12 protein-coding genes are annotated in these 19,681 nt (G+C 66.6%); 4 read left to right on the top strand and 8 right to left on the bottom strand.

Annotation, left to right across the window (positions count from 1 at the left end):
- Positions 1-3 precede the first annotated feature (3 nt).
- Both ACODTW_RS15885 and ACODTW_RS15880 read left to right on the top strand, forming a co-directional pair.
- Entirely contained in the window at positions 4-1,239 is a 1,236-nt protein-coding gene (locus ACODTW_RS15885) for a metallophosphoesterase family protein (RefSeq protein WP_488947031.1), read from the top strand.
- Positions 1,239-4,739 (top strand): ATP-binding protein, encoded by a 3,501-nt coding sequence (locus tag ACODTW_RS15880; protein ID WP_488947030.1) that lies wholly within the window; start codon positions 1,239-1,241, stop codon positions 4,737-4,739. Before ACODTW_RS15885 ends, ACODTW_RS15880 begins: the two co-directional genes overlap by 1 nt.
- A 5-nt stretch (positions 4,740-4,744) precedes the next feature.
- Here ACODTW_RS15880 and ACODTW_RS15875 read toward each other — a convergent pair whose 3' ends face one another.
- Positions 4,745-6,268 (bottom strand): FAD-binding oxidoreductase, encoded by a 1,524-nt coding sequence (locus tag ACODTW_RS15875; protein ID WP_488947029.1) that lies wholly within the window; start codon positions 6,266-6,268, stop codon positions 4,745-4,747.
- Positions 6,269-6,720: 452 nt separating this feature from the next.
- On the opposite strand from ACODTW_RS15875, the gene ACODTW_RS15870 reads away from it, so the two are divergent.
- On the top strand, positions 6,721-9,120 hold the full coding sequence (locus ACODTW_RS15870) for a TonB-dependent receptor plug domain-containing protein (RefSeq protein WP_488947028.1): 2,400 nt from the start codon (positions 6,721-6,723) through the stop codon (positions 9,118-9,120).
- Positions 9,121-9,130: 10 nt separating this feature from the next.
- Positions 9,131-10,450 carry an aminotransferase class V-fold PLP-dependent enzyme gene (locus ACODTW_RS15865; protein WP_488947027.1) on the top strand — a complete coding sequence of 440 codons (1,320 nt, stop codon included), beginning with the start codon at positions 9,131-9,133 and terminating at the stop codon, positions 10,448-10,450.
- A 310-nt stretch (positions 10,451-10,760) separates the two neighbouring features.
- Here the strand turns inward: ACODTW_RS15865 and ACODTW_RS15860 are convergent, their stop codons facing one another.
- From ACODTW_RS15860 to ACODTW_RS15830, 7 genes are all read right to left on the bottom strand, one after another.
- Positions 10,761-12,074, bottom strand: a complete 1,314-nt coding sequence (locus tag ACODTW_RS15860) for an MFS transporter (protein WP_488947026.1) — start codon at positions 12,072-12,074, stop codon at positions 10,761-10,763.
- A 17-nt stretch (positions 12,075-12,091) separates the two neighbouring features.
- Positions 12,092-13,480, bottom strand: coding sequence for an aldehyde dehydrogenase family protein (locus ACODTW_RS15855; RefSeq protein ID WP_488947025.1), 1,389 nt, complete (start codon positions 13,478-13,480; stop codon positions 12,092-12,094).
- Between the two features lie 3 nt (positions 13,481-13,483).
- Positions 13,484-15,730, bottom strand: coding sequence for a TonB-dependent receptor (locus ACODTW_RS15850; RefSeq protein WP_488947024.1), 2,247 nt, complete (start codon positions 15,728-15,730; stop codon positions 13,484-13,486).
- A 99-nt stretch (positions 15,731-15,829) separates the two neighbouring features.
- Complete coding sequence (locus ACODTW_RS15845) at positions 15,830-17,017, bottom strand: alanine racemase (RefSeq protein WP_488947023.1); 1,188 nt, start codon at positions 17,015-17,017, stop codon at positions 15,830-15,832.
- A complete protein-coding gene (locus ACODTW_RS15840) occupies positions 17,010-18,407 on the bottom strand; it encodes a D-arabinono-1,4-lactone oxidase (protein WP_488947022.1) in 1,398 nt (465 codons plus the stop codon). Before ACODTW_RS15840 ends, ACODTW_RS15845 begins: the two co-directional genes overlap by 8 nt.
- 16 nt (positions 18,408-18,423) lie before the next feature.
- The gene (locus ACODTW_RS15835; RefSeq protein ID WP_488947021.1) at positions 18,424-18,804 is read right to left on the bottom strand and encodes a c-type cytochrome; all 381 of its coding nucleotides are present in this window, start codon (positions 18,802-18,804) and stop codon (positions 18,424-18,426) included.
- A 170-nt stretch (positions 18,805-18,974) separates the two neighbouring features.
- Positions 18,975-19,607 carry a TetR/AcrR family transcriptional regulator gene (locus ACODTW_RS15830; protein WP_488947020.1) on the bottom strand — a complete coding sequence of 211 codons (633 nt, stop codon included), beginning with the start codon at positions 19,605-19,607 and terminating at the stop codon, positions 18,975-18,977.
- Between the last annotated feature and the right edge of the window lie 74 nt (positions 19,608-19,681).

The following is a 19,681-nucleotide window of genomic DNA, read 5'->3' as shown; positions in this document are numbered from 1 at the left end:
CCCATGCGCTTCCTGCACGCTGCCGACATCCATCTGGACAGCCCGCTGCTGGGCCTTTCCGCCCGCGCCGGGCATCGGGCCGACCGCCTGGTGGGGGCCACCCGCCGGGCGCTGGCCCGTCTGGTCGATCTGGCGGTAGAGGAGGAGGTCGCCTTCCTGATCATCGCCGGCGACCTTTACGATGGCGACTGGCGCGATTTCCAGACGGGGCTTTATTTCGCCGAACAGATGGCCCGGCTGGAACGGGCAGGCATCCCGGTCTTTCTGCTGCGTGGCAACCATGATGCCGAAAGCACCATGACGCGGCGCCTGTCGCTGCCGCCCAATGTGCAGGTATTTGACCATAAGAAGCCGCAGAGCTTCCGGCGCGACGATCTGGGCGTCGTCCTGCACGGGCGCAGCTTTCATACCCGCGATGTCACCGACAATCTGGCGGCCACGTACCCCGCCCCGGTGGCCGGTCTGCTGAATATCGGCGTGCTGCACACGGCCCTGGACGGCAGGCCGCCGCATGCGCGCTACGCGCCCTGTTCACCCGCCGATCTGAAGGCCAAGGGATATGATTACTGGGCGCTGGGCCATGTGCATGAACGCGCCATCATTGACCGCGACCCCTGGATCGTCTTCCCCGGCAATCTGCAGGGCCGCCACGCCAATGAAACGGGGGCGAAGGGCGCCACCCTGGTCACGGCCGACCGGGGATGCATCCTGGATGCCGCGCATGTCGTGCTGGACGATGTACGCTGGGCCCGGGTTGAGGTCGATCTGAAAGGATGCGTCGGCGAAGCGGAGATGGCCGATCGCATCGTGACGGCCCTGTCCAGCGCTCGCGATGATGCCGGTGATCGCACGCTGGCCGCCCGCCTGATCCTGACCGGACGTACAGCACTGCACCGCCGGCTGAAGGCAGATGCCGCTCGCCTGGACGCTGAAGCGGAACTGGCGGCGGCACGGGCCGGCGGTGATATCTGGATCGAGCGCGTGTCCGTCCATACCCAGGATCAGGCCGATGCGCCAACCCTGTCGGGCGACGCGCTGGCGGAACTGACATCCGTGCTGCGCAGCCTGCGTGACGATCCCCACGCCCTGGCGCCCCTGCTGGACGATATCGCCCAGTTGAAGACCCGCCTGCCCGAGGCGGCGCTGGCCGGCCTGGAGCTGGATGGCGAGGGGGCACTGACGGCGCTGCTGGATGACGCAGAGGCGCTGCTGCTGGACCGGATGGCGGGGGAAGGCTGATGCGCATCGACCGGCTGGATCTGGAACGCTACGGCCATTTTGACGGGACCAGCCTGGACCTGTCGGCGGGCGATGTGCGCCTGCATATCGTGCATGGCCGGAACGAGGCGGGCAAGTCGACCGCCCTCTCCGCCATCTGCGATCTGCTGTTCGGGGTGCCGGAACGGTCCGGCCTGGGCTTTCGCCATGGCAATAATGCCCTGCGCATCGGCGCGGCCCTGCGGCTGACCGATGGCAGCGTGCTGGAGGTGAAGCGGCGCAAGGGGCGGACGGCCACGCTGCTGGACGCCGATGGCGCCGCCCTGCCCGACAATCTGCTGGCCCCGCATCTGGGCGGGATCGACCGGGCGGGGTTTGAGCGGCTGTTCGGTCTGGATCATGAACGGCTGCGTCAGGGCGGCGACGCCATGCTGGCGGCCGGCGGCGATCTTGCCCAGACCCTGTTCCAGGTCGGGTCCGGCCTGTCGGGTCTTAAGGATGTCGCGGCCCGGCTGGTGCGTGACGCGGATGAGATCGGCAGTCCCCACCGCAAGCAGCAGTCCAAGCCGCTGTGGCAGGCGGTGGAGGCCCATGGCGAGGCGGCGGCCCGCATGCGCAACGAAGCGACCAGGGCTGACGCCTGGGACGCCGCCGTCGCGGCCGTGGAGACGACCCGCAGCCAGTTGACGGCCCTGCGTGAGGGGCTGTCGCAGGCGCAGACGGCGCGCAGCCGGCTGGAACGGTTGCGCCGCGTGCGTCCCCTGCTGGCGCGACTGGATGATCTGGCGGCGGCGCTGCTGGCCGCGGGCGACGGGCCGGATCTGCCCGACAGCCTGTTGGTCCAATGGCGTCAGGCGGAGGCCGGCCTGCTGTCGGCCGAACGGCAGGTGCAGACCGCCGGGGCCGAAGCGGATGCGGCGGAAGCAGCCCTGGCGGAGGCCGGCGAGGAGCCGGCCCTGCTGGCGCTCGCCGTCCGGATCGAAGCCCTGTATCAGCGGCAGGGAGAAATCGCCAAGGCCCGCGCCGACCTGCCCCGCCGCCGGCAGGACCGCGATCAGGCGCTGCATCGGCTGGAACGGGCGGCGCGTGATATCGGTCTGCCGCCCGATCTGGAGCGATTGGGTCGAAATGTGCCTGACCGGCTGCTGGTCGCCCGTATCCGCGACCGGGTGAAGGCCCATGCGCGCCTGGACCAATCGCTGGCCGACATCCGGCGGCGCGAAGAAATGGCTGCCGCCGCTGCCCGTCAGGCCGAACGCCAGCACGGTCCCGACGCACCCGACCCGTACGACCTGTCCGCTGCGGAGGCCGCCTTCACGGCGGCCCAGCGTCTGGGCGAGGTGGAGTTGCGGCTGTCCCGGGCGGAGCGGGCGCAGGCCGAGGGCCGCGGACGGCTGACGCAGGCCGTGGCCCGGCTGGGCCGATATGCCCACGATGCTGACCGCCTGGCGGGCCTGCCCCTGCCTGCATCCGATGCCGTCGAACAGCAGCGTCAGCGTGAAGTGTCGCTGGAGGCCAAGCGCCTGCGTCTGGCCGAGGATCGCCGGCAGCTGGAGGAAGAGGCCCGTCGCCATCGCCAGACCCTGCGCGAATTGAAGGCGGATGGTGAAGTGCCGACCCCGGCGGCGATTGCCGAAGCCCGGCGTCAGCGCGATCTGTCCTGGGCGGGCTTGCGTCCGCTGCTGGACGGCGGCGGGAAGGCCCCGGCCGATGCAGTCCCGGCATTCGAACACAGCCTGCGCACCGCCGACCTGCTGGCCGACCAGCGGGAGCAGGAAGCGACGCGGGTCGCCCGCTTTGTCCGTGCCGAAAGCGATCTGGCGATGTGCCTGGAGCGGCTGGACGATCTGGACGGTGACGCCGCACAGCTGGAGACGGCCGCCGCCGCACTGGCGGCGGAATGGACGGACATGTGGCGGCCATCGGGGATCGAACCCGGTGGACCTGCGGAAATGGCAGCGTTTCTGACCCAGGCCGCCGCTGTGCTGGCCACGCGGGAACAGCAGGGGCAACTGGTCGAGGCCGTAGCGGCGTTGACAGCCGAGGATGGGCAGTGCCGCCGCCACCTGACACAGGTATTGACCTTGTGCGGCGTGGCCGTCCCGGTGGACGGCACCCTGTCCGTGCTGCGCACCCAGGCCGAAGCCGCGGTGACCCGGGCCCGGCAGGCCAGCGACGCCGCCGCCCGGACGGCACAGGAACGCCAGCGCACAATTCTGGCGCTGGAGCAGGCCCGTGCCGATCATGACCAGGCCCTGGCCGACCTGACCGCCTGGCGTGACGGCTGGGCTGCCGATATGGACGCTATCGGTCTTTCTCCGCAATCCGGCCCGGCAGAAGCGGAAGCCGCCCTCAGCACCTGGGAGGATATCGCCGGAGAGTTGAGGGAGCTGCACGGGCTGGATCATCGCATCGTGGCGCTGGAGAAGGACATCGCACTCTATGTCGCCGAGACGCAGGCGGTGACGGTGGAGGCTATGCGCCTGTCCCCCCGTCTCGACCTGCCGGATGATGTCCAGTTGCTGCCCGCTGCCCTGTTCAGCACCCTTGCCGCCGCGCGGGAGCAGGCCGCCCGCCGGCAGGTACTGGCGCAGCGCCACGACAGGGCGCGGGAGGCGTTGCAGATCGCGGAGCAGGACCTGTCCCGTTGCCGCGATGCACTGTCGGACCTGCGCCGTCTGCACCGGCTTTCGGTGGAAGATGACGTGGCGGCCCTGGTTACCGCCGCGGGCAACCGCCGCACGCTGAAGCGACAGGAAGCCGCCCTGCTGGCTGAACTGGCCCAGGCCGGTGATGGAATTGACCCGGCGCAGCTGCGGGCCGATGTGGCCGATATCGACCCCGATGCCACCACGGCGGAGGCGACAGTGCTGGCCGCGGAGATTGACCGGGCGCAGGCCGACCTGCCGGAGGTATCAGCCCGGCTGCGCGATGCGGAACGTACGCTGGAGGAACTGCGCCAACGGGCCGGTATCGGCGGAGCGGCCCAGGACGCGGCCGATGCCGCGGCGCGGGCGGCAGCGTCGGCCGGGCGCTGGCTGCGGCTGCGCGCAGCCTCGCTGCTGCTGTCGCAGGCGGTTGAGCGTTATCGGGACCGCAACGAACATCCGCTGCTGATCCGCGCCGGGCAGATCCTGGCGGCCATGGCGGCCACGGGCGGCAACCCCATCCAGCGGCTGAAGGTCGATTATGGCGATGCCGATCATCCCGTGCTGGTGGGTGTGCGCGCCGACCGCAGCGATCTGGGCGTGGAAGGGATGAGCGAGGGCACGCGCGACCAGCTTTACCTGGCCCTGCGCATCGCGGCCGTGGAGGCGCATGTGCGCCAGTCCACCCCCCTGCCCTTCGTGGCCGATGATCTGTTCATCACGTCGGACGAGGCGCGCACGGCGGCCGGGCTGCGGGCGCTGGCCGAACTGGGCGGTGCCACACAGGTGGTGCTGTTCACCCACCATGAATATGTGGTGCAGGCGGCATCGGCCACCCTGGGCGACGCCGCCTGCATCCATCGGCTGGCCTGATTGCGTCAGGCGGGCTTGATCCCCTGCGCATAGGTGAAGAAGGAGGCTGGGTCGACCTCCCGCTTTACCTGCTGCAGGCGGGCATAGTTGGCACCGTAATAATCCTTCGACCAGTTGGCCAGACTGGGGTCGGGGAAGTTCTGGTAGGCGCCGACCGCGCCTGTGCTTTTGTTGGCGATCTCATAGAACAGGTTCTGCCAGTTCAGGTTCTCGGCGACCCGTTCCTTGCTGTCGGTGGGCACCCACCAGTTGGCTTCCACCGAGAACAGCCAGTCATAACCACGATGGACATAGGCCGTGGCGTCGGCCTTCACATCATTCACCGCACCGCCCGCCTGGAAGAATTTGAAGGCCACCGGCATGGCCGTGCCCGGCTGTTTGGCCGCGGCGGCGAACATGGCGGCCACAGAGTCCTTGGTAATCCCCTTGGCCAGCATGTAGCTGGACTTCTCCTGATAATAATAGGGGAAGGTCGCTTCGCTCAGATAATCCTGTGCGGCCCAATAGGGAATGTCCTTATGGAGGAACTTCTTTTCCGCCACCTTCCACAGGTCGCCGAAAATCCCCTCCAGCGTCTTGCCGGTCCCGGAATGCAGCTGCGCCAGGATGGAGATGGACATGCCGGTTCCCTGGCAGCGCTGCGCCAGGCTGGGCAGGGTGACGCTGATCTTGCTGCCGAACTCGTTGGGTTCGTTGGGCAAGGTGGTCAGCAGCGTGTGGAGCACCTTTTCCAGATCCTTGGTCCAGATCAGTTCACACACCGACACCTTGTCGACGGGGAAGGTCTGCAGGGTAAAGCCGGTATTGATGCCGAAATTGCCACCGGCGCCGCCACGGCAGGCCCAGAACAGGTTCCTGTCATTGCTGTCGTCCGCCAGATGCACGGCACCGTCGGCCGTCACCAGCTCAGTTGACCGCAGCAGGTCCGACCCGACGCCATAGCGGCGCATGTTGAAGCCGATGCCGCCACCCAGCAGGAAGCCGGCCGCCCCCACGGCGTCGCAACGCCCATGGGTGACCGTGCGGCCGATGCGTTCCAATTGCTTGTAGACGATGGAATTCAGCGTACCGCCCTTGACCAGGACAGTGCCCTTCGCCTTGTCGATAACCTCCACGCCGGTCATCAGCGACATGTCGATCAACAGGCCCTTGGTCGCTGAATAGCCCGCGTAATTGTGGCCGCCGGACCGCACCGCGAAAGGCAGCCCCATCTTCTTCACCCAGGCGATCGCAGCCTGGACATCCATGGCGGTGACACAGCGGGCAATCCCTTCCGGCAGCAGATCGTAGCGCAGATTGTTGGGCCGGCACACATCCGCGAAGAACGGATCGCCGGGGCGCAGGACGCCGCCGCTGACCTGCTTGGCCAGATCCGACCACGCGGAGGGCGGCGGGCAGGCAGCACCCCCCGCCAGCGCATCCGCCGCCAGGGCGGCAGCCGGCGTCATGGCTGCTACCTCTGCCGCCACGGCGAAACGGCCTACCCCCACCAGGAAATTACGACGCGACGGCTCAACGGTACGTAGCATGGCTATCCCTCCCAAATTATCTTTTAATCTTATAAGGGCATATGACTAACCGGTCAACTTGACCGTGTAGGGCATAGGATAGTTGCTAGTTTTCGGGGCCCCGTCCCGATTCCCGGTTAGATGGTGGCTGATGCCATACAGCACCATATAAATTGTATATTGTGGGGGCATGCGGACCGAACGAAATGACAATTCCAGGCCAGTTCGGATGGCCCTGGATTATCAGAGCCAAAGACAGGAGATAGATCCAATATAATGGTTAATTATAAGGAGATTTATGTTAACCATTTCTGTGAAATATTCCGGTAGCGAACGCCTGAACATGAAATGATCACGATCATGTAATAAATATTGCCCGAGCACGTCATCTTTACGCGGTAGAGGGGCCTCATCGCCTTTTCAGTCGCGGCGCGTTCTCGCGTCGTTGGCACCCATTGCAATGAGAAGACAAAATGAAGCTTCGCTCCGGCACTGCCCTGGTCGCGCTGTCGCTGACGGCCATGCTGTCGCCCGCCCTGGCACAGCAGGCCGCCACCGGCTCCGAACTCCAGTTGGACGAAATCATCGTCACCGGCACGCGCAAGGCGCAGCGGACGGCGTTCGACACGCTGGCCCCGGTGGACGTGATCGGTGGCGGCACCATCGACCAGACGGTGTCGAGCGAGCTGGTGGATGCGCTGGCCCAGTCCATCCCGTCCTTCAACGTACAGCGCCTGCCGGCGAATGATGGCTTGGCCTTTGTCCGCCCGGCCACGCTGCGTGGCCTGTCGCCGGACCAGACGCTGGTCCTGGTCAATGGCAAGCGCCGGCACCGGTCGGCCCTGCTGGGCAATCGCGGTGCGCAGGGGGCCGATCTGGCCCAGATTCCGTCCTTTGCCATCAAGCGGATCGAGGTACTGCGCGACGGTGCCGCCGCCCAGTACGGATCGGATGCGATTGCCGGCGTCGTCAACATCATCCTGGATGACCAGCCGGGCGTGCAGGCCTTCAGCCAATATTCCAAATATTATGAAGGCGATGGCGAGAACTGGCAGGCCGGCGCCCAGGCCGGCTGGGAAATCGGCCAGGGCGGGCATGTGACCGGCACGGTGGAATGGAACAAGTCCGACGCCACGTCGCGCACGCGCCAACGCCCCGACGCCATCACCTTCCAGCAGGCCAACCCCACCCTGTCCGTGCCCAACCCGGTACAGCGCTGGGGCCAGCCGGAGCTGGAGACGGTGCGTCTGGCGCTCGACAGCGCCCTGCCGATCAATGATGACGGCGCGGAGGCCTATCTGTTCGGCACCTATGGTCAGGGCGACGGCTGGACCGACTTCAACTGGCGCAACCCGGCCAGCACCAGCAATGTCTATAAGAATACCAGCCTGTTCCCCGGCTGGAACGCCAGCCAGGTCTATCCCACCGGCTTCACCCCCCGCTTCGGGCAGGAGGATGAGGATATCAGCGTCACGGGCGGCCTGCGCGGCGACATCGCGCAGGGCCTGCATGCCGATCTCTCCACCTCGTTCGGACGCAACCGCATCGATTACAAGATGAAGGAGAGCATCAATGCCTCCATGGGGCCGTCCAGCCCCACCAGCTTCGATGACGGGTCGCTGATCCAGGAAGAAAAGAATATCAATCTGGATTTCGTCTATGACTGGGATACGGGTGCCCTGTCCGGCCCCGTCAATGTCGCTTTCGGCGGGGAGCGGCGCGAGGAGACCTATGAGATCAAGGCCGGCGACCGTGCCTCCTGGCTGGTCGGGCCCGGCGCATCCGTCGGGTTGGCCACCGGGTCAAACGGTTTCCCCGGTTACAGCCCGGAACAGGCCGGCAGCTTTGACCAGACTTCCTATGCCGGCTATGTCGATGTGGAAGCGCCGCTGACCGACATCTGGACCGTCGGCGTCGCCGGCCGGTATGAGGATTTCTCCGAATTCGGCCATACGACGGACGGCAAGATTTCCACCCGCGTCGAGATTCTGCCGGAACTGGCGCTGCGCGGGTCGGCCTCCACCGGCTTCCGTGCGCCGACGCCGGGCCAGGCCAACAGCACCCGCACCTCGCAGGGGCTGGATACGGTGACGTTGAACACCTTCACGTCGGGCCGGCTGTCGCCATCCAACCCGGTGGCCCAGTATTTCGGCGCCAAGCCGCTGAAGCCGGAGCAGTCGACCAACCTGTCGGCCGGTCTGGCCTTCCAAAATGGTGACGGGCTGTCGCTGACGGCTGATCTGTACCAGATCAAGCTGACCGACCGGTTCAGCCAGTCCTCCAGCTTCACCGTCACCCCGGCCGTGCGCGCGCAACTGATCGCGCTGGGAGTGCCGGGGGCGAACACCTTCACCTCCGTCAGCTTCTTCACCAATGATTTCGATACGCGCACACGCGGCATCGATCTGGTCGGCACCTATTCCCTGCCCGTGGCCGATGGCACGCTGCACCTCTCGGCGGCGTATAACTACAACCAGACCAAGGTGGTCGGCGGGTCGCTGGAAGCCAGCGCCACCCAGCGCCGCCTGTTCGAGGAAGGGCTGCCCAAGCACAATGCCAGCCTGTCGGCCGAATATCGCTGGGACGCGTTCAGCCTGCTGGCCAAGATGCGCTATTACGGCCAATGGACGGACAGTTCCGGCAATGCCACGGGCGACATCTTCCAGACCTTCGGGTCGGAAAGCTTCGTCGATCTGACCGCGACCTGGGATGTCACCGATGCCCTGTCGGTGCGGGTGGGGGCCGAGAATATCTTCGACGCCTATCCGGACGAGGCGACGTTCCAGGCCAATCGCGGCCTGATCTATTCGCGCAACGCCCCCTATGACACGGATGGCGGCCAGTATTATGTTCGTCTGGACGTGCGTTTCTGATCGGACGGATATGAACAGCCTGACAAGACGCGGCCTGCTGCAGGCCGGCAGCGCCGGTGCCGCCCTTCTGGCGGCCGGCGGGGCCACCAAGGCGGAGCCTGTAACGGGGACGGGGGCGGCAGCGGATCTGCCGCCCTTTTCCCTACCGACACCGACGGGGCCGGAAGATGGCCCCTACTGGCGGGCGGTGGCCGACCTCTATGACGTCACCGACGATGTCGTGCAGCTGGAAAACGGCAATTGGTGCATGATGTCCCGTCCCGTGCTGGCCGAATATCGCCAGCATCTGGAACGGGTGAACCGCGAAACCTCCTTCTATGCCCGCCGTGCCTTCGGGCCGGATGCGCAGAAGGTGGTGGCACGGGTGGCGGCGCTGATCGGCTGCGGCACGGACGAAATCACCCTGACCCGCAATGCGACGGAGGCGCTGCTGGCCCTGATCGGTGGCTATAACAAGCTGCGGCCGGGCGATGCGGTGCTCTATGCCGATCTGGATTATGACGCCATGCAGGCGGGGATGCAGGCGCTGCGGGCCCGGCGCGGGGTGGAGGTCATCCGTATCGACCTGCCGGAACCCGCCAGCCATCAAGGCCTGATCGACGCCTATGAACAGGCCCTGACCCGGCATCCGAACGTGAAGCTGCTGCTGCTGACCCATCTCAGCCACCGCACGGGGCTGGTGTTGCCGGTGGCGGAGATTGTGGCCATGGCGCGCAAGCGTGGGGTGGACTGCATCGTCGATGCCGCCCATTCCATCGGCGTCCTGGATTTCAATGCCGACAGCCTGGGCGCGGATTTCGTTGGCTACAACATGCATAAATGGTTGGGCGCGCCGGTCGGCGTCGGCGTGCTTTATATCCGCAAGGGCCGCGTGCCCGACATCGACCCGCATATAGGCGAGGCCGAGGCCAAGCCCGACGATATCAGGGCGCGCGTTCATACCGGCACCCGCGATCTGGCCGCCATCCTGACCGTACCTGCGGCCATCGACTTCCATCAGACCATCGGCACGGGACGCTTGCGCGAACGGCTACGGCATCTGCGCGACCGCTGGGCGGAAGCCTTACGCGACCATCCCGGGTATGAGGTGCTGACACCCGCCGACCCGCGCCTGTCGGCCGGCCTGACCAGCTTCCGTCGCCGGGGCCGGACCAGCGTGGGCGACAACGCGGCCCTGGCCCGCACCCTGCTGGACGATCACGGCATCTTCACGGTGCTGCGCACGGGCCTGGGCAGCGGGGCCTGTGTCCGGGTGACGCCGGCCCTGTTCACGCAAGGTGCCGATATTGACCGGCTGCTGGTGGCGCTGAAGCGGATGGCCGCAGTGTGATGGGGGGCGCCCTGTCGTAGGTCGTGGTGAGGCGAAGCCGAAGCCCGACACCTTATGGCACCGTCGCTGTAGGTGCCTTTTTCCCGTCATCCCGTGCAGGCGCATGGGCGCTAAGTTATCCCCTTGTCCCCTTCCTGCCTCCCCCGCGGAAGCGGGGGTCCAGGGGCCACAAGAACCGCGCTTGGGTGCCCTTGGCCCCTGGATCCCCGCTTTCGCGGGGAAGGCACAATATTTCAAAGGATTGAGTTAGCGCCTGCGGGCAAAAGCCGGGGTGACGGTGGAGGATGCTTCAAGGTAAATCTCTCAGACTCTAATCCCCCAGCGCTGGCGCCGCACGGCGCAGATGGCGCAGGGGGATGATGCTGGACAGCAGGATCAAGGCAGGGATCAGGGCGAACAGGCTGGGGATGGCGGCGACGGCCTGCGGGGTCTGTTCCACACCGCCTTCGACATAGCCCACAGCCCCCAGCATCAGGGCGGCCAGCGCCCCGCCCAGGGCCATGCCCAGCTTTTCGCCGGCCACCCAGATGCCGGCGAACAGGCCGGCATGGCGGGCCCCGGCGGCGCGGTCATCGGCCTCCGTCGCGGCGGGCAGCAGGGCCAGCGGCAGCAATTGCTGCCCCGCCTGCCCGATCCCGGCCAGCAGGGCCGCCAGACAGGCAAGCGCGACATTGCCGGCCACGACGCTGTAGAGCGTGCCCGTACCGACCGCGCAGACGATGGTCGCCAGCAGATAGGCGCGCATGCCGCCGACCTTCGCCCGGATGCGCACCCAGACCGGCATTGTCAGGATGCTGCCGGCCGTCATGGCGACGAACAGCACCGCCACCATGTCGCCCGGCGCTTTCATCACATGCCGCACGGCATAGGGCAGCAGGGCGGCACTGACGGCGATCGACACCATCTGCACGACATAGGAAATCCACAACCAGCGATAGGTGCGGTTGCCCAGCAGGTGGCGCAGGGGCCGGACCGCCCCTTCCGCCGGGGCGGGCTTCGTCTGCCGGAAGCCGCGCGCGGCCAGGGCCGCCAGCAGCATGACCGCCCCGCCCAGCAGGGCCACGGTGATGCCCATCTGGGCAAAGCCGGCCCGGCCGCCGCCACCGGCCTGCACGATCAGCGGGGCCAGACCGCCGGCCGTCAGCACGCCGACACCCACAAACGCCATGCGCCAGGCGACCACACGGGTGCGGGTGGCGGCATCGTCCGCCACCTCCCCCGGCATGGTGACGAAGGGGATGGCGAAAATGGAATAGGCGCTGGTGGCGATGGTGAAACTGACGGTCACCCAGGCCAGGGTCAGGCGCCAATCATCCAGCACGGGCGGGGCGAACAGCATGGAAAAGGCCGGCGGGAACAGACAGGCCCCGGCCAGCAGCCAGGGCCAGCGCCGGCCCGTGCGCTGCTTGGTCCGGTCCGACAGCAGGCCGACGGTGGGGTCAAAGACGAACTCCCACGCCTTGGGCACCAGCACGGCCAGCCCCGCCCAGGCCGGCGGCACCGACAGCACTTCCGTCAGGAAGAACAGCAGCAGCAATTGCGGCGTGACCACGAAACTGGCCGCCGCGATGGACCCGGTGCCATAGGCCAGCGCCCGGCCGTGGGAAACGGTGGAGTGGGACATGGGGGCTCCGGATCGGGTCAGCCGATCAGCAGGCGCAGGATGCGGCGATGCAGATCGGACAAGGGCGGGCGGATCAGCCGGTCGGTCCGCGGCCAGCCGCGTTTGAACACGGGCTTCAGATGGCTGAAATTGTCGAACCCGTCCTGGCCGTGATAACGGCCGATCCCGGATGGACCGACCCCGCCAAAGGGCAGGTCATCCACGGCCACATGGATCAGCGTATCGTTGATGGTGACACCGCCGGCGATGGTCCGGGTCAAGGCCCGGTCGATCAGGGCGCCGTCGCGGCCGAACAGGTACAGCGCCAGGGGGCGCTCCCCCGCACGGATACCGTCCATGGCCGCGTCCACATCGTCATAGGGGATGATGGGCAGCAGGGGGGCAAAAATCTCCTCCCGCATCAGGGCGATATCGGCGGGCGGGTCGATGATGGCGGACGGGACCTGGCTGCGGCCGGGAGCCGGCGGGGACAGGGCCACCACGCGGGCACCCCGCGCCGCCGCCTCGGCCAGCAGGACGTCGGTGCGGTCGCGGCCCCGGTCGCCAAAGACGGATGTCATGCTGGCCGCCCCGTTCAGCACGGGGAAATAGGCCGCCACCCGTTCCTTCAGCGCCGCCAGGAAGGGCTCCACATCGCCGCGCGGGATCAGCACATGGTCGGGCGCCACGCAGGTCTGCCCGGCATTGGTGAATTTGCCATAGGCAATGTCGGCGGCGGCCGAGGCCAGATCCGCCCCCGGCAGAACCAGGGCCGGCGACTTGCCGCCCAGTTCCAGGGTGACGGGCGTCAGATTGACGGCTGCTGCCTGCATCACCATGCGGCCCACGCGGGTGGAGCCGGTGAACAGCAGGTGATCCAGCGGCAGGCTGGCAAAGGCCTGCCCCATCTCCGCCCCGCCGGTCACCACGGAAGCCACATCGGCCGGCAGGGCTTCGGCCACCAGATCGGTGATCAGGGCCGTGGTGCGCGGGGTCAGTTCCGACGGTTTCAGCAGCACGCGGTTGCCCGCCGCCAGGATGCCGGCCAGCGGACATAGCGCCAGTTGCAGCGGATAGTTCCAGGGCGCAATGACCCCGACCACGCCCAGCGGCTGTGGCTCCACCCAGGCCCGGCCGGGCTGCAGCGGCAGGGGCACGGGCCGCCGCCGCCGCCTGGCCCAGCCCTTCATATGCCGGTCGGCATGGCGAAAGGCGGCGATGGTCACGAACAGTTCGGCAAACAGGGTTTCATGCGCCAGCCGCCCGCCGAAATCGGCATCGATGGCGGTGACGAAATCCTGCTGCCGCCTGGCCAGCCCCGCCGCCATGGCCCGCAGCCAGCCCCGGCGTGTTGCCACGTCGGGACAGGGATCGGCATAGGCGGCGACGCGCAGCCGGGCGAAGGCGGCATCCAGTTCGGTTTCCATGGGTCAGTACTGCCAGCGCAGGTAACCGGAAATCTGGCGCGGGCGACCGTAATTCAGGGCGTCCAGACCGAAACTTTCCAGATTGTTGATATCGACGACGTAATCCTTGTCGAACAGGTTGGCGACCGTCAGGCCGGCCCCCACCCCGCCATCGCTGGAGGTCCAGCCCAGTGTGACATCGGCCAGCCAATAGCCGGACTGGCTAAGGCGTTCTTCATTGCGGCTGTCAAAATAGACCTTGGACCGATAGGAGACATTGGCCGTCAGCGAAACCTCGCCGATGCCGTCAATCTCCCGATGGTGACTGACCGTGCCCGTCAGCGACCAGCGCGGGGAGGATGGCAGGCGGTTGCCGTCCAGATCCTCGCCCTGCGACACGTAATCCTGATAGGTCGCGTCCAGGTATGAACCTGACAGGCCCAGTTCCATCCCGGCCACGGGCAGGGCCGTCAGCTCGAACTCCGTGCCCAGGATGCGCGCACTGGCGGCATTGTCGAAAGTCTGCACCGCCAGCCCGTCACGCTGGATCAGCTGGAAGACCTGCAGGTCCTTATAATCGTAATAGAAGCCGGACAGGTTCAGGCGCAGGCGGCGGTTCAGCCATTCGGTCTTGGTGCCGACCTCGTACGCATCCACCGTCTCGTCATCATAGGGCGCCAGGTCGGCCGGGTCGCGGGTATAGCCGCCAAAGAAGCCGCCGCTCTTGTACCCCCGGTTATAGGACGCATAGGCCATGGCGTCGTCTGTCAGCTTCAAGGATGCTGCCAGCCGGCCCGACACGCTGTCGAAGCTTTTGTCCGCCTTGTATTCAAACAGCTCGATGGCCTGTTCAACCGTGCTGCGATAGGTGAAGGACTTCTTGTCCCGGGAATAGCGCAGGCCGGCGGTCAGGGTCAGGCGGTCGGTGGCCAGATAATCCACCTGGCCGAAACCCGCATAGCCGTCCGTCGTCTGGCGGTAGGGATAGCCGACGACGGCCACGTTGTTTTCAACCGACAGGCCCGTGGGGTTGTCGGGCGTGATGAACATCGGCCGCAGGTCGCGCAGCACATCATACTGGCTGTCCGTGTCCAGATAATCATGCAGGTAATAGGCGCCGGCCACGGCCTTAACCTTGTCGCCGATATCGCCTTCGATCCGCAGTTCCTGGCTGAAATCGCGCTGGGTTGCCAGATAGGCGGTTTCGATCAGGTGGTTGGGGCTGGCGTCGGTATCCTCGGCATCGTCACGCTTGGCATGGTCATAGGCGGTGATGGAATAAAGCGTCACCCCGCCCAGGTCCCAGCGCACATTCAAGGTGCCGCCATAGAGGTCGACACGGTCGCGGCCGGCCAGATTGTAATCTCCGGCATAGGGATCGCCGTCAGTATCGGCATAACCCAGCGCATCGGTACAGGCGCCTGTGCCCATTGCCCCCTGGGCGCACAGCCCGTTGGGCCCGGCGGCGGCCGGCACCGCCGGCATCAGGCCGCGGGCCTGGGCATAGAAACTGTCGCCCTTGTTGCGGCCGCCATGGATTTGCAGCAGCGCTTCCACCTTGTCCGACGGGGTGAACAGCAGGCTGGCCCGCCCTGCCCAACGGTTGGTGGCGCCCACATCGCTGTCATCGGTGCGGTTATGGATGTAGCCATCGTCGCGCTGGAACATGCCGGCGATGCGGGCGGCCAGCTTGTCCGCCACGATGGGGGCGTTGGTGGCCGCCTGCAAAGTCACGGCATTATAGCGGCCATACTCGACCTGCCCTTCCCCGCTGACATCGAAGGTCGGGCGACGGGTGGTGATGTTGATGGTGCCGCCCGTGGTGTTGCGGCCATAGAGCGTGCCCTGCGGGCCCTTCAGCACCTCCACCTGCGCCAAGTCAAAGAACTGTCCCGTCTGGGCCAGCGGCGAGGCGACATAGGCCCCGTCGACATAGATGCCGACCGCACCTGATGCATTGGCATTGAAGTCGGACAGGCCGACGCCGCGAATGAAGATCTTGGGATTGGCCGAGGCGTCGGTGGCGGTGATCTGCAGACCCGGCGCCAGCTTGCTCAGGTCCCGTACATCGCGCACACCCTGGTCCAGCAGGGCATCGCCCGACAGGGCGGTGACGCTGACCGGCACGTCCTGCTGGTTCTGCTGACGCTTCTGCGCCGTGACGACTATTTCCTCCAGCACCGCTTCCTGTGCCATCACGGGGTGGGCGGCCAAGACCACCCCCGTCAGCAGCAGGCCCTTCAGCAGCTTGATCCGATTGTTCTTCCGCATGACCCTATACTCCCTGTCCAATGGCCCCTTTCGGTGCCCTCGCGGCCTTTGCCGCGTTTGTTGTGACGCCACCGCCAGGCCCGACCGGCGGTGACAGATTCAGGCGGAGACCGGGAATACCGGCCAGGCCTGGGTAATGTCGGTCCCGTCGAAAACCGCGATGGGACCGAATTGCAGGAACAGCGCCTCGCTCTGCCGCGGACGCAGAAAAATCCAATCGTCGGGGTGCAGGGCCGGCCGGCGTGGCCCCAGCCAGCATTCCTGGTTGCTGGATGGGCCGAACAGGCGGCTTTGCACCAGATCGGGGGGAGAGGCGGGATCGGCCAGCCAATGGCCGCCATGGATGAATTGCGCCTGGGCTGTGGCCGGCCGCAGCCGGGCCAGCAGCGACGACAGCCCATCCAGCCCCGGAAACAGGGCGGGATAGGCCACCTTCAGCAGCGGCGTGGCGATGAAGCAGGCCGGCACATGATGGGCCAGAGTGGCGATGTCGAAATCCGTGGGCTTCACAAAGGCGGAGCCGATGGCGACTTCGTTCCCCGGACTGTCCTGGGCATGCAGCGCATAGGTGGGGCTGCCGGCCGTATTCAGCACCAGCCCCTGCCCGCCCACCGTGCCCCGCAGCACATCCGCCATGGCGCGATAGGTCCGCCGCGCGGTGGCATCGGCCCGGGCGCGCAGGCCCAGGGCGGTCGGGATCTTGGCAAGATGCGGGTCATAGCCCATCAGGCCCGTGACCTGAATGCACGGATCCAGCCCGTCGAGCAGGGCCGCCAGGTGTCGCGGATCAGACAGGCCGCCGCGATGCAGGCCGACATCAATCTCGATATTGATGCGCAGGGTCAGGTTGCGGGCCCGCGCCAGGGCGCTGTACTGCGCCAGCCGTTCGGCCGTGTCGATCAGCCATTGCGGGCCCGGCCCGTCGGTGCCGGCAGCATCATAATGGGCGGCGGCAGCGGCAACGGGCAGCGGTTTGCCCAGCAGCAGGTCGGCACCCGGGGCCAGCCGCGCCATCTCCGCCAGCATGGGGCGGTTGAACACCATGTAACGGTCGCTGCCCAGCCGTCCGGCGATATGGCGCAGCAGATCGGCGCAGGGCAGCGACTTCACCACCAGCCGCACGGGCAACCGCCCGCCCAATGTCGCCGCCACGGCATCGATATTGGCGTCCAGCCGCTGCCGGTCGATGACCAGCACCGGTTCGGCCAGCCCGGCGCGGTGCAGCGCCGCCGACAGGGCGGTGAAATAGGGATCATGTGCGGCCGGGGTCCTGTTGCCGTCAGGCATCCATCAGCACCCCGCGCAGATAGTCGTTCAGGAACCGACCCTCGGGGTCGACCTGTTGGCGCACCGCCATCGCGTCTTCGAACCGGGGATAAAGGCTGGCGAAATCCGCCCGCTTCAACCGGTTCAGCTTTCCCCAGTGCGGCCGGCCGCCATAGCGGCGCAGGACAGGTTCGACCAGTTGGTACAGGAAGTCGTAATCGTCCTTGTAATAGGCATGGACGGCGATCGACCCCGTCATCCGCCCCTGGAAGGGCGACAGCCAGGCATCGTCGGGCGCGATGACGCGCGCCTCGATGGGGAAGAATACGTCGTGACGGTTCTGCTCGATCACCTGGATGACCGCCTTCAGCGCGTCCACATGCGCGTCCAGCGGCAGATGGAATTCCATCTCGTTGAAGCGGACGGGCCGTTCGTTGGACAGCAGGCGCCAGCTTTCATCCACCACCTTTTCTGCCTCCAGGGTGGACAGGACCTGGCGGGCGATCCGGCGGCGCAGGGCGGGTGACCAGCCCAGCCAGTCGCGCAACCGCTTCAGGTCCAGCAGCGCCTCATTATCCTGGGCCGGCGGGCGCGGGGTGGCCGGCGCGTCCGTCTCGTCATGGGTGATGACGGCCGTCATGTCGGTGAAGGGCAGATAATAGAATTCGATATTGCGGTGGGCCGTGCGCAGGGTCGGCCAGTCGGCCAGGGTCTTTTCCAGGGGCTGGATCCAGACATTGCGTTCCACCCGGCGCAGGGCGCTGTTGCGCAAGGTCACCTGGGTGATGATGCCGAAGGCGCCCAGCCCGACACGGGCCGCATTGAACAGATCGGCATTGCGCGTGGCATCGCAATCCAGGATCTCGCCATTGGCCGTGACGATACGGAAGCCGGTGACATTTCCATGCAGGGCCGTCAGGCCGGCGCCCGTGCCATGGGTGCCCGTGGACAGGGCCCCGGCCAAGGATTGTTTGTTGATGTCGGGAAGGTTGGCCATCTCCTGCCCGATGCCGGCCAGGGCAGCCCCCAGATCGACCAGCCGTGTGCCGGCCCGCACCGTGGCGGTTTCCGCGTCATGCGTCACCAGCCCCGCCATTCGGTCCAGCGTGATCAAGGTGCCCTGCGTCGGCACCAGCGGCATGAAGGAATGGCCAGATCCGACGGCACGTAGCGGCCCCGGTGCATCACGGACCAGCGTCGCCAGTTCATCCTCACCCGCCGGGGCGGCGCGCAGTTCGGGATAGGCGGATTGGATGCCCGACCAGTTACGCCACAGCAGGCGGCCATTGGCATCCTGGGCGGGCGGCGTGGCGGGGTCCGGCTGGACACCCACGCGGGATGCCGCCCAGCCACCGCCAGCCAAGGCGGCCGTGCCCCCCATCAGCAGGAAAAGTGAACGCCGTGATAACATGGCGATGAAAACTCCTTCAGGGGGTCTTGGCCGGCGGCTGGCTCATGAAACGGATCAGGGCTTCGTAATCGTCCGGCCGGCAGGCGAAGCACTGGCCGCCGGCCGGCATGCCATTCACCCCCTCCAGCACATTCTTCAGCAGGGCGGGCATGCCCTTGGCCAACCTGTCCTGCCATTGCGCTGCGACGCCCGTCTGCGGCGCACCGCTTTCGGGGTTGGTGTGGCAGGCCAGACAGGAGGTTACATAAATCTCTGCTAACCGCGCGTCGCTCGGGCGCAACGCGGCGATGGTGGCGGCATCCGGCACCGGCGGGTCGGACCGGCCGCAGGATGTGAGACCCAGGACGAGAAAGGGCAGACACAGCAACCCCGTCAGCGCCCGCATGCGCAAAGGCATCGGCATGGCACCTGGAAAAGCAGGATGGAGGACGAGTTGTTAGCTATAACTAACAATGAAGTTAGTGGTAACTAATTTCCGGCAAGCTGGCAAGCGCGCGCACGCGCATGGATCAAGGGTTACGCCATGCGTTCAGTGAAGGGATGTCAGAAATGGGGCTGGTGCGGGCCTCAGCCCAGCCCCTCGCGCAGGCCGCCCATCCACATGCGGGTCAGGCTGTGGCACAGCGGCTCGGGGGCCAGTTCCGGGTCTTCCAGAGCCATTTCAATGACGCTGTAACCGGCTTCCACGGCGATGCGACTGCGCCGGCGCAGTTCCACCGGATCGGCGTCCGGCAGCAGGGATTGCATCACCGCCATGATCCGGTCCGTCACATATTCATGCGATCCGGTCCGCACAGCCGACAGCGATGGCACGGCGCGCAGCGCCCGCATGATCCAGACGGCCCCCGGCACGGCTGCCGTGACCTGGATCGAGGAAAGCAGGAACTGGTAATGCGCGGCGATCAGCCCCTCGTACCCGCCTTGCTCATTATGATCCAGCCAGGCCTCCAGCACGGTGTTCTGTCGCAGCATCAGGTCTTCGCCCATGGCCGCCAGCAACTCGTACTTATCCTTGAAATGCCGGTAAAACACGGGCGGCGTCACGCCCGCCCGCTGGGCCACCAGATTGGTGGAGATGCGTTCGATGCCGACTTCGCCCAATAATTCCGCCCCCGCCTGCATTAAACGCTGACGGGTCGCCAAGGCTCGCGGCGACAGGGTAACGGTATCGATATCACTGCCAAATGCGGCGGGGGGCATGCTGCCTGATCTTTCTTGGAGGGGCCTTTAAACAACGGCCATTTACAGAAGCAGGAAATAGGGCGGGCGGAGCC

This window comes from Niveispirillum sp. FG148 (genome assembly GCF_057809655.1).
The sequence above is the reverse complement of the archived record's forward strand: the minus strand, read 5'-3'. Positions and strand labels throughout refer to the sequence as shown.

Excerpts from the sequence above, each read along its gene's own strand:
- ACODTW_RS15850 (WP_488947024.1), bottom strand. The coding sequence starts at position 15,730 with ATGCGGAAGAACAATCGGATCAAGCTGCTGAAGGGCCTGCTGCTGACG.
- ACODTW_RS15885 (WP_488947031.1), top strand. The coding sequence starts at position 4 with ATGCGCTTCCTGCACGCTGCCGACATCCATCTGGACAGCCCGCTGCTG.
- ACODTW_RS15875 (WP_488947029.1), bottom strand. The coding sequence starts at position 6,268 with ATGCTACGTACCGTTGAGCCGTCGCGTCGTAATTTCCTGGTGGGGGTA.
- ACODTW_RS15835 (WP_488947021.1), bottom strand. The coding sequence starts at position 18,804 with ATGCCTTTGCGCATGCGGGCGCTGACGGGGTTGCTGTGTCTGCCCTTT.
- ACODTW_RS15880 (WP_488947030.1), top strand. The coding sequence starts at position 1,239 with ATGCGCATCGACCGGCTGGATCTGGAACGCTACGGCCATTTTGACGGG.
- ACODTW_RS15870 (WP_488947028.1), top strand. The coding sequence starts at position 6,721 with ATGAAGCTTCGCTCCGGCACTGCCCTGGTCGCGCTGTCGCTGACGGCC.
- ACODTW_RS15865 (WP_488947027.1), top strand. The coding sequence starts at position 9,131 with ATGAACAGCCTGACAAGACGCGGCCTGCTGCAGGCCGGCAGCGCCGGT.
- ACODTW_RS15855 (WP_488947025.1), bottom strand. The coding sequence starts at position 13,480 with ATGGAAACCGAACTGGATGCCGCCTTCGCCCGGCTGCGCGTCGCCGCC.
- ACODTW_RS15830 (WP_488947020.1), bottom strand. The coding sequence starts at position 19,607 with ATGCCCCCCGCCGCATTTGGCAGTGATATCGATACCGTTACCCTGTCG.
- ACODTW_RS15840 (WP_488947022.1), bottom strand. The coding sequence starts at position 18,407 with ATGTTATCACGGCGTTCACTTTTCCTGCTGATGGGGGGCACGGCCGCC.
- ACODTW_RS15860 (WP_488947026.1), bottom strand. The coding sequence starts at position 12,074 with ATGTCCCACTCCACCGTTTCCCACGGCCGGGCGCTGGCCTATGGCACC.
- ACODTW_RS15845 (WP_488947023.1), bottom strand. The coding sequence starts at position 17,017 with ATGCCTGACGGCAACAGGACCCCGGCCGCACATGATCCCTATTTCACC.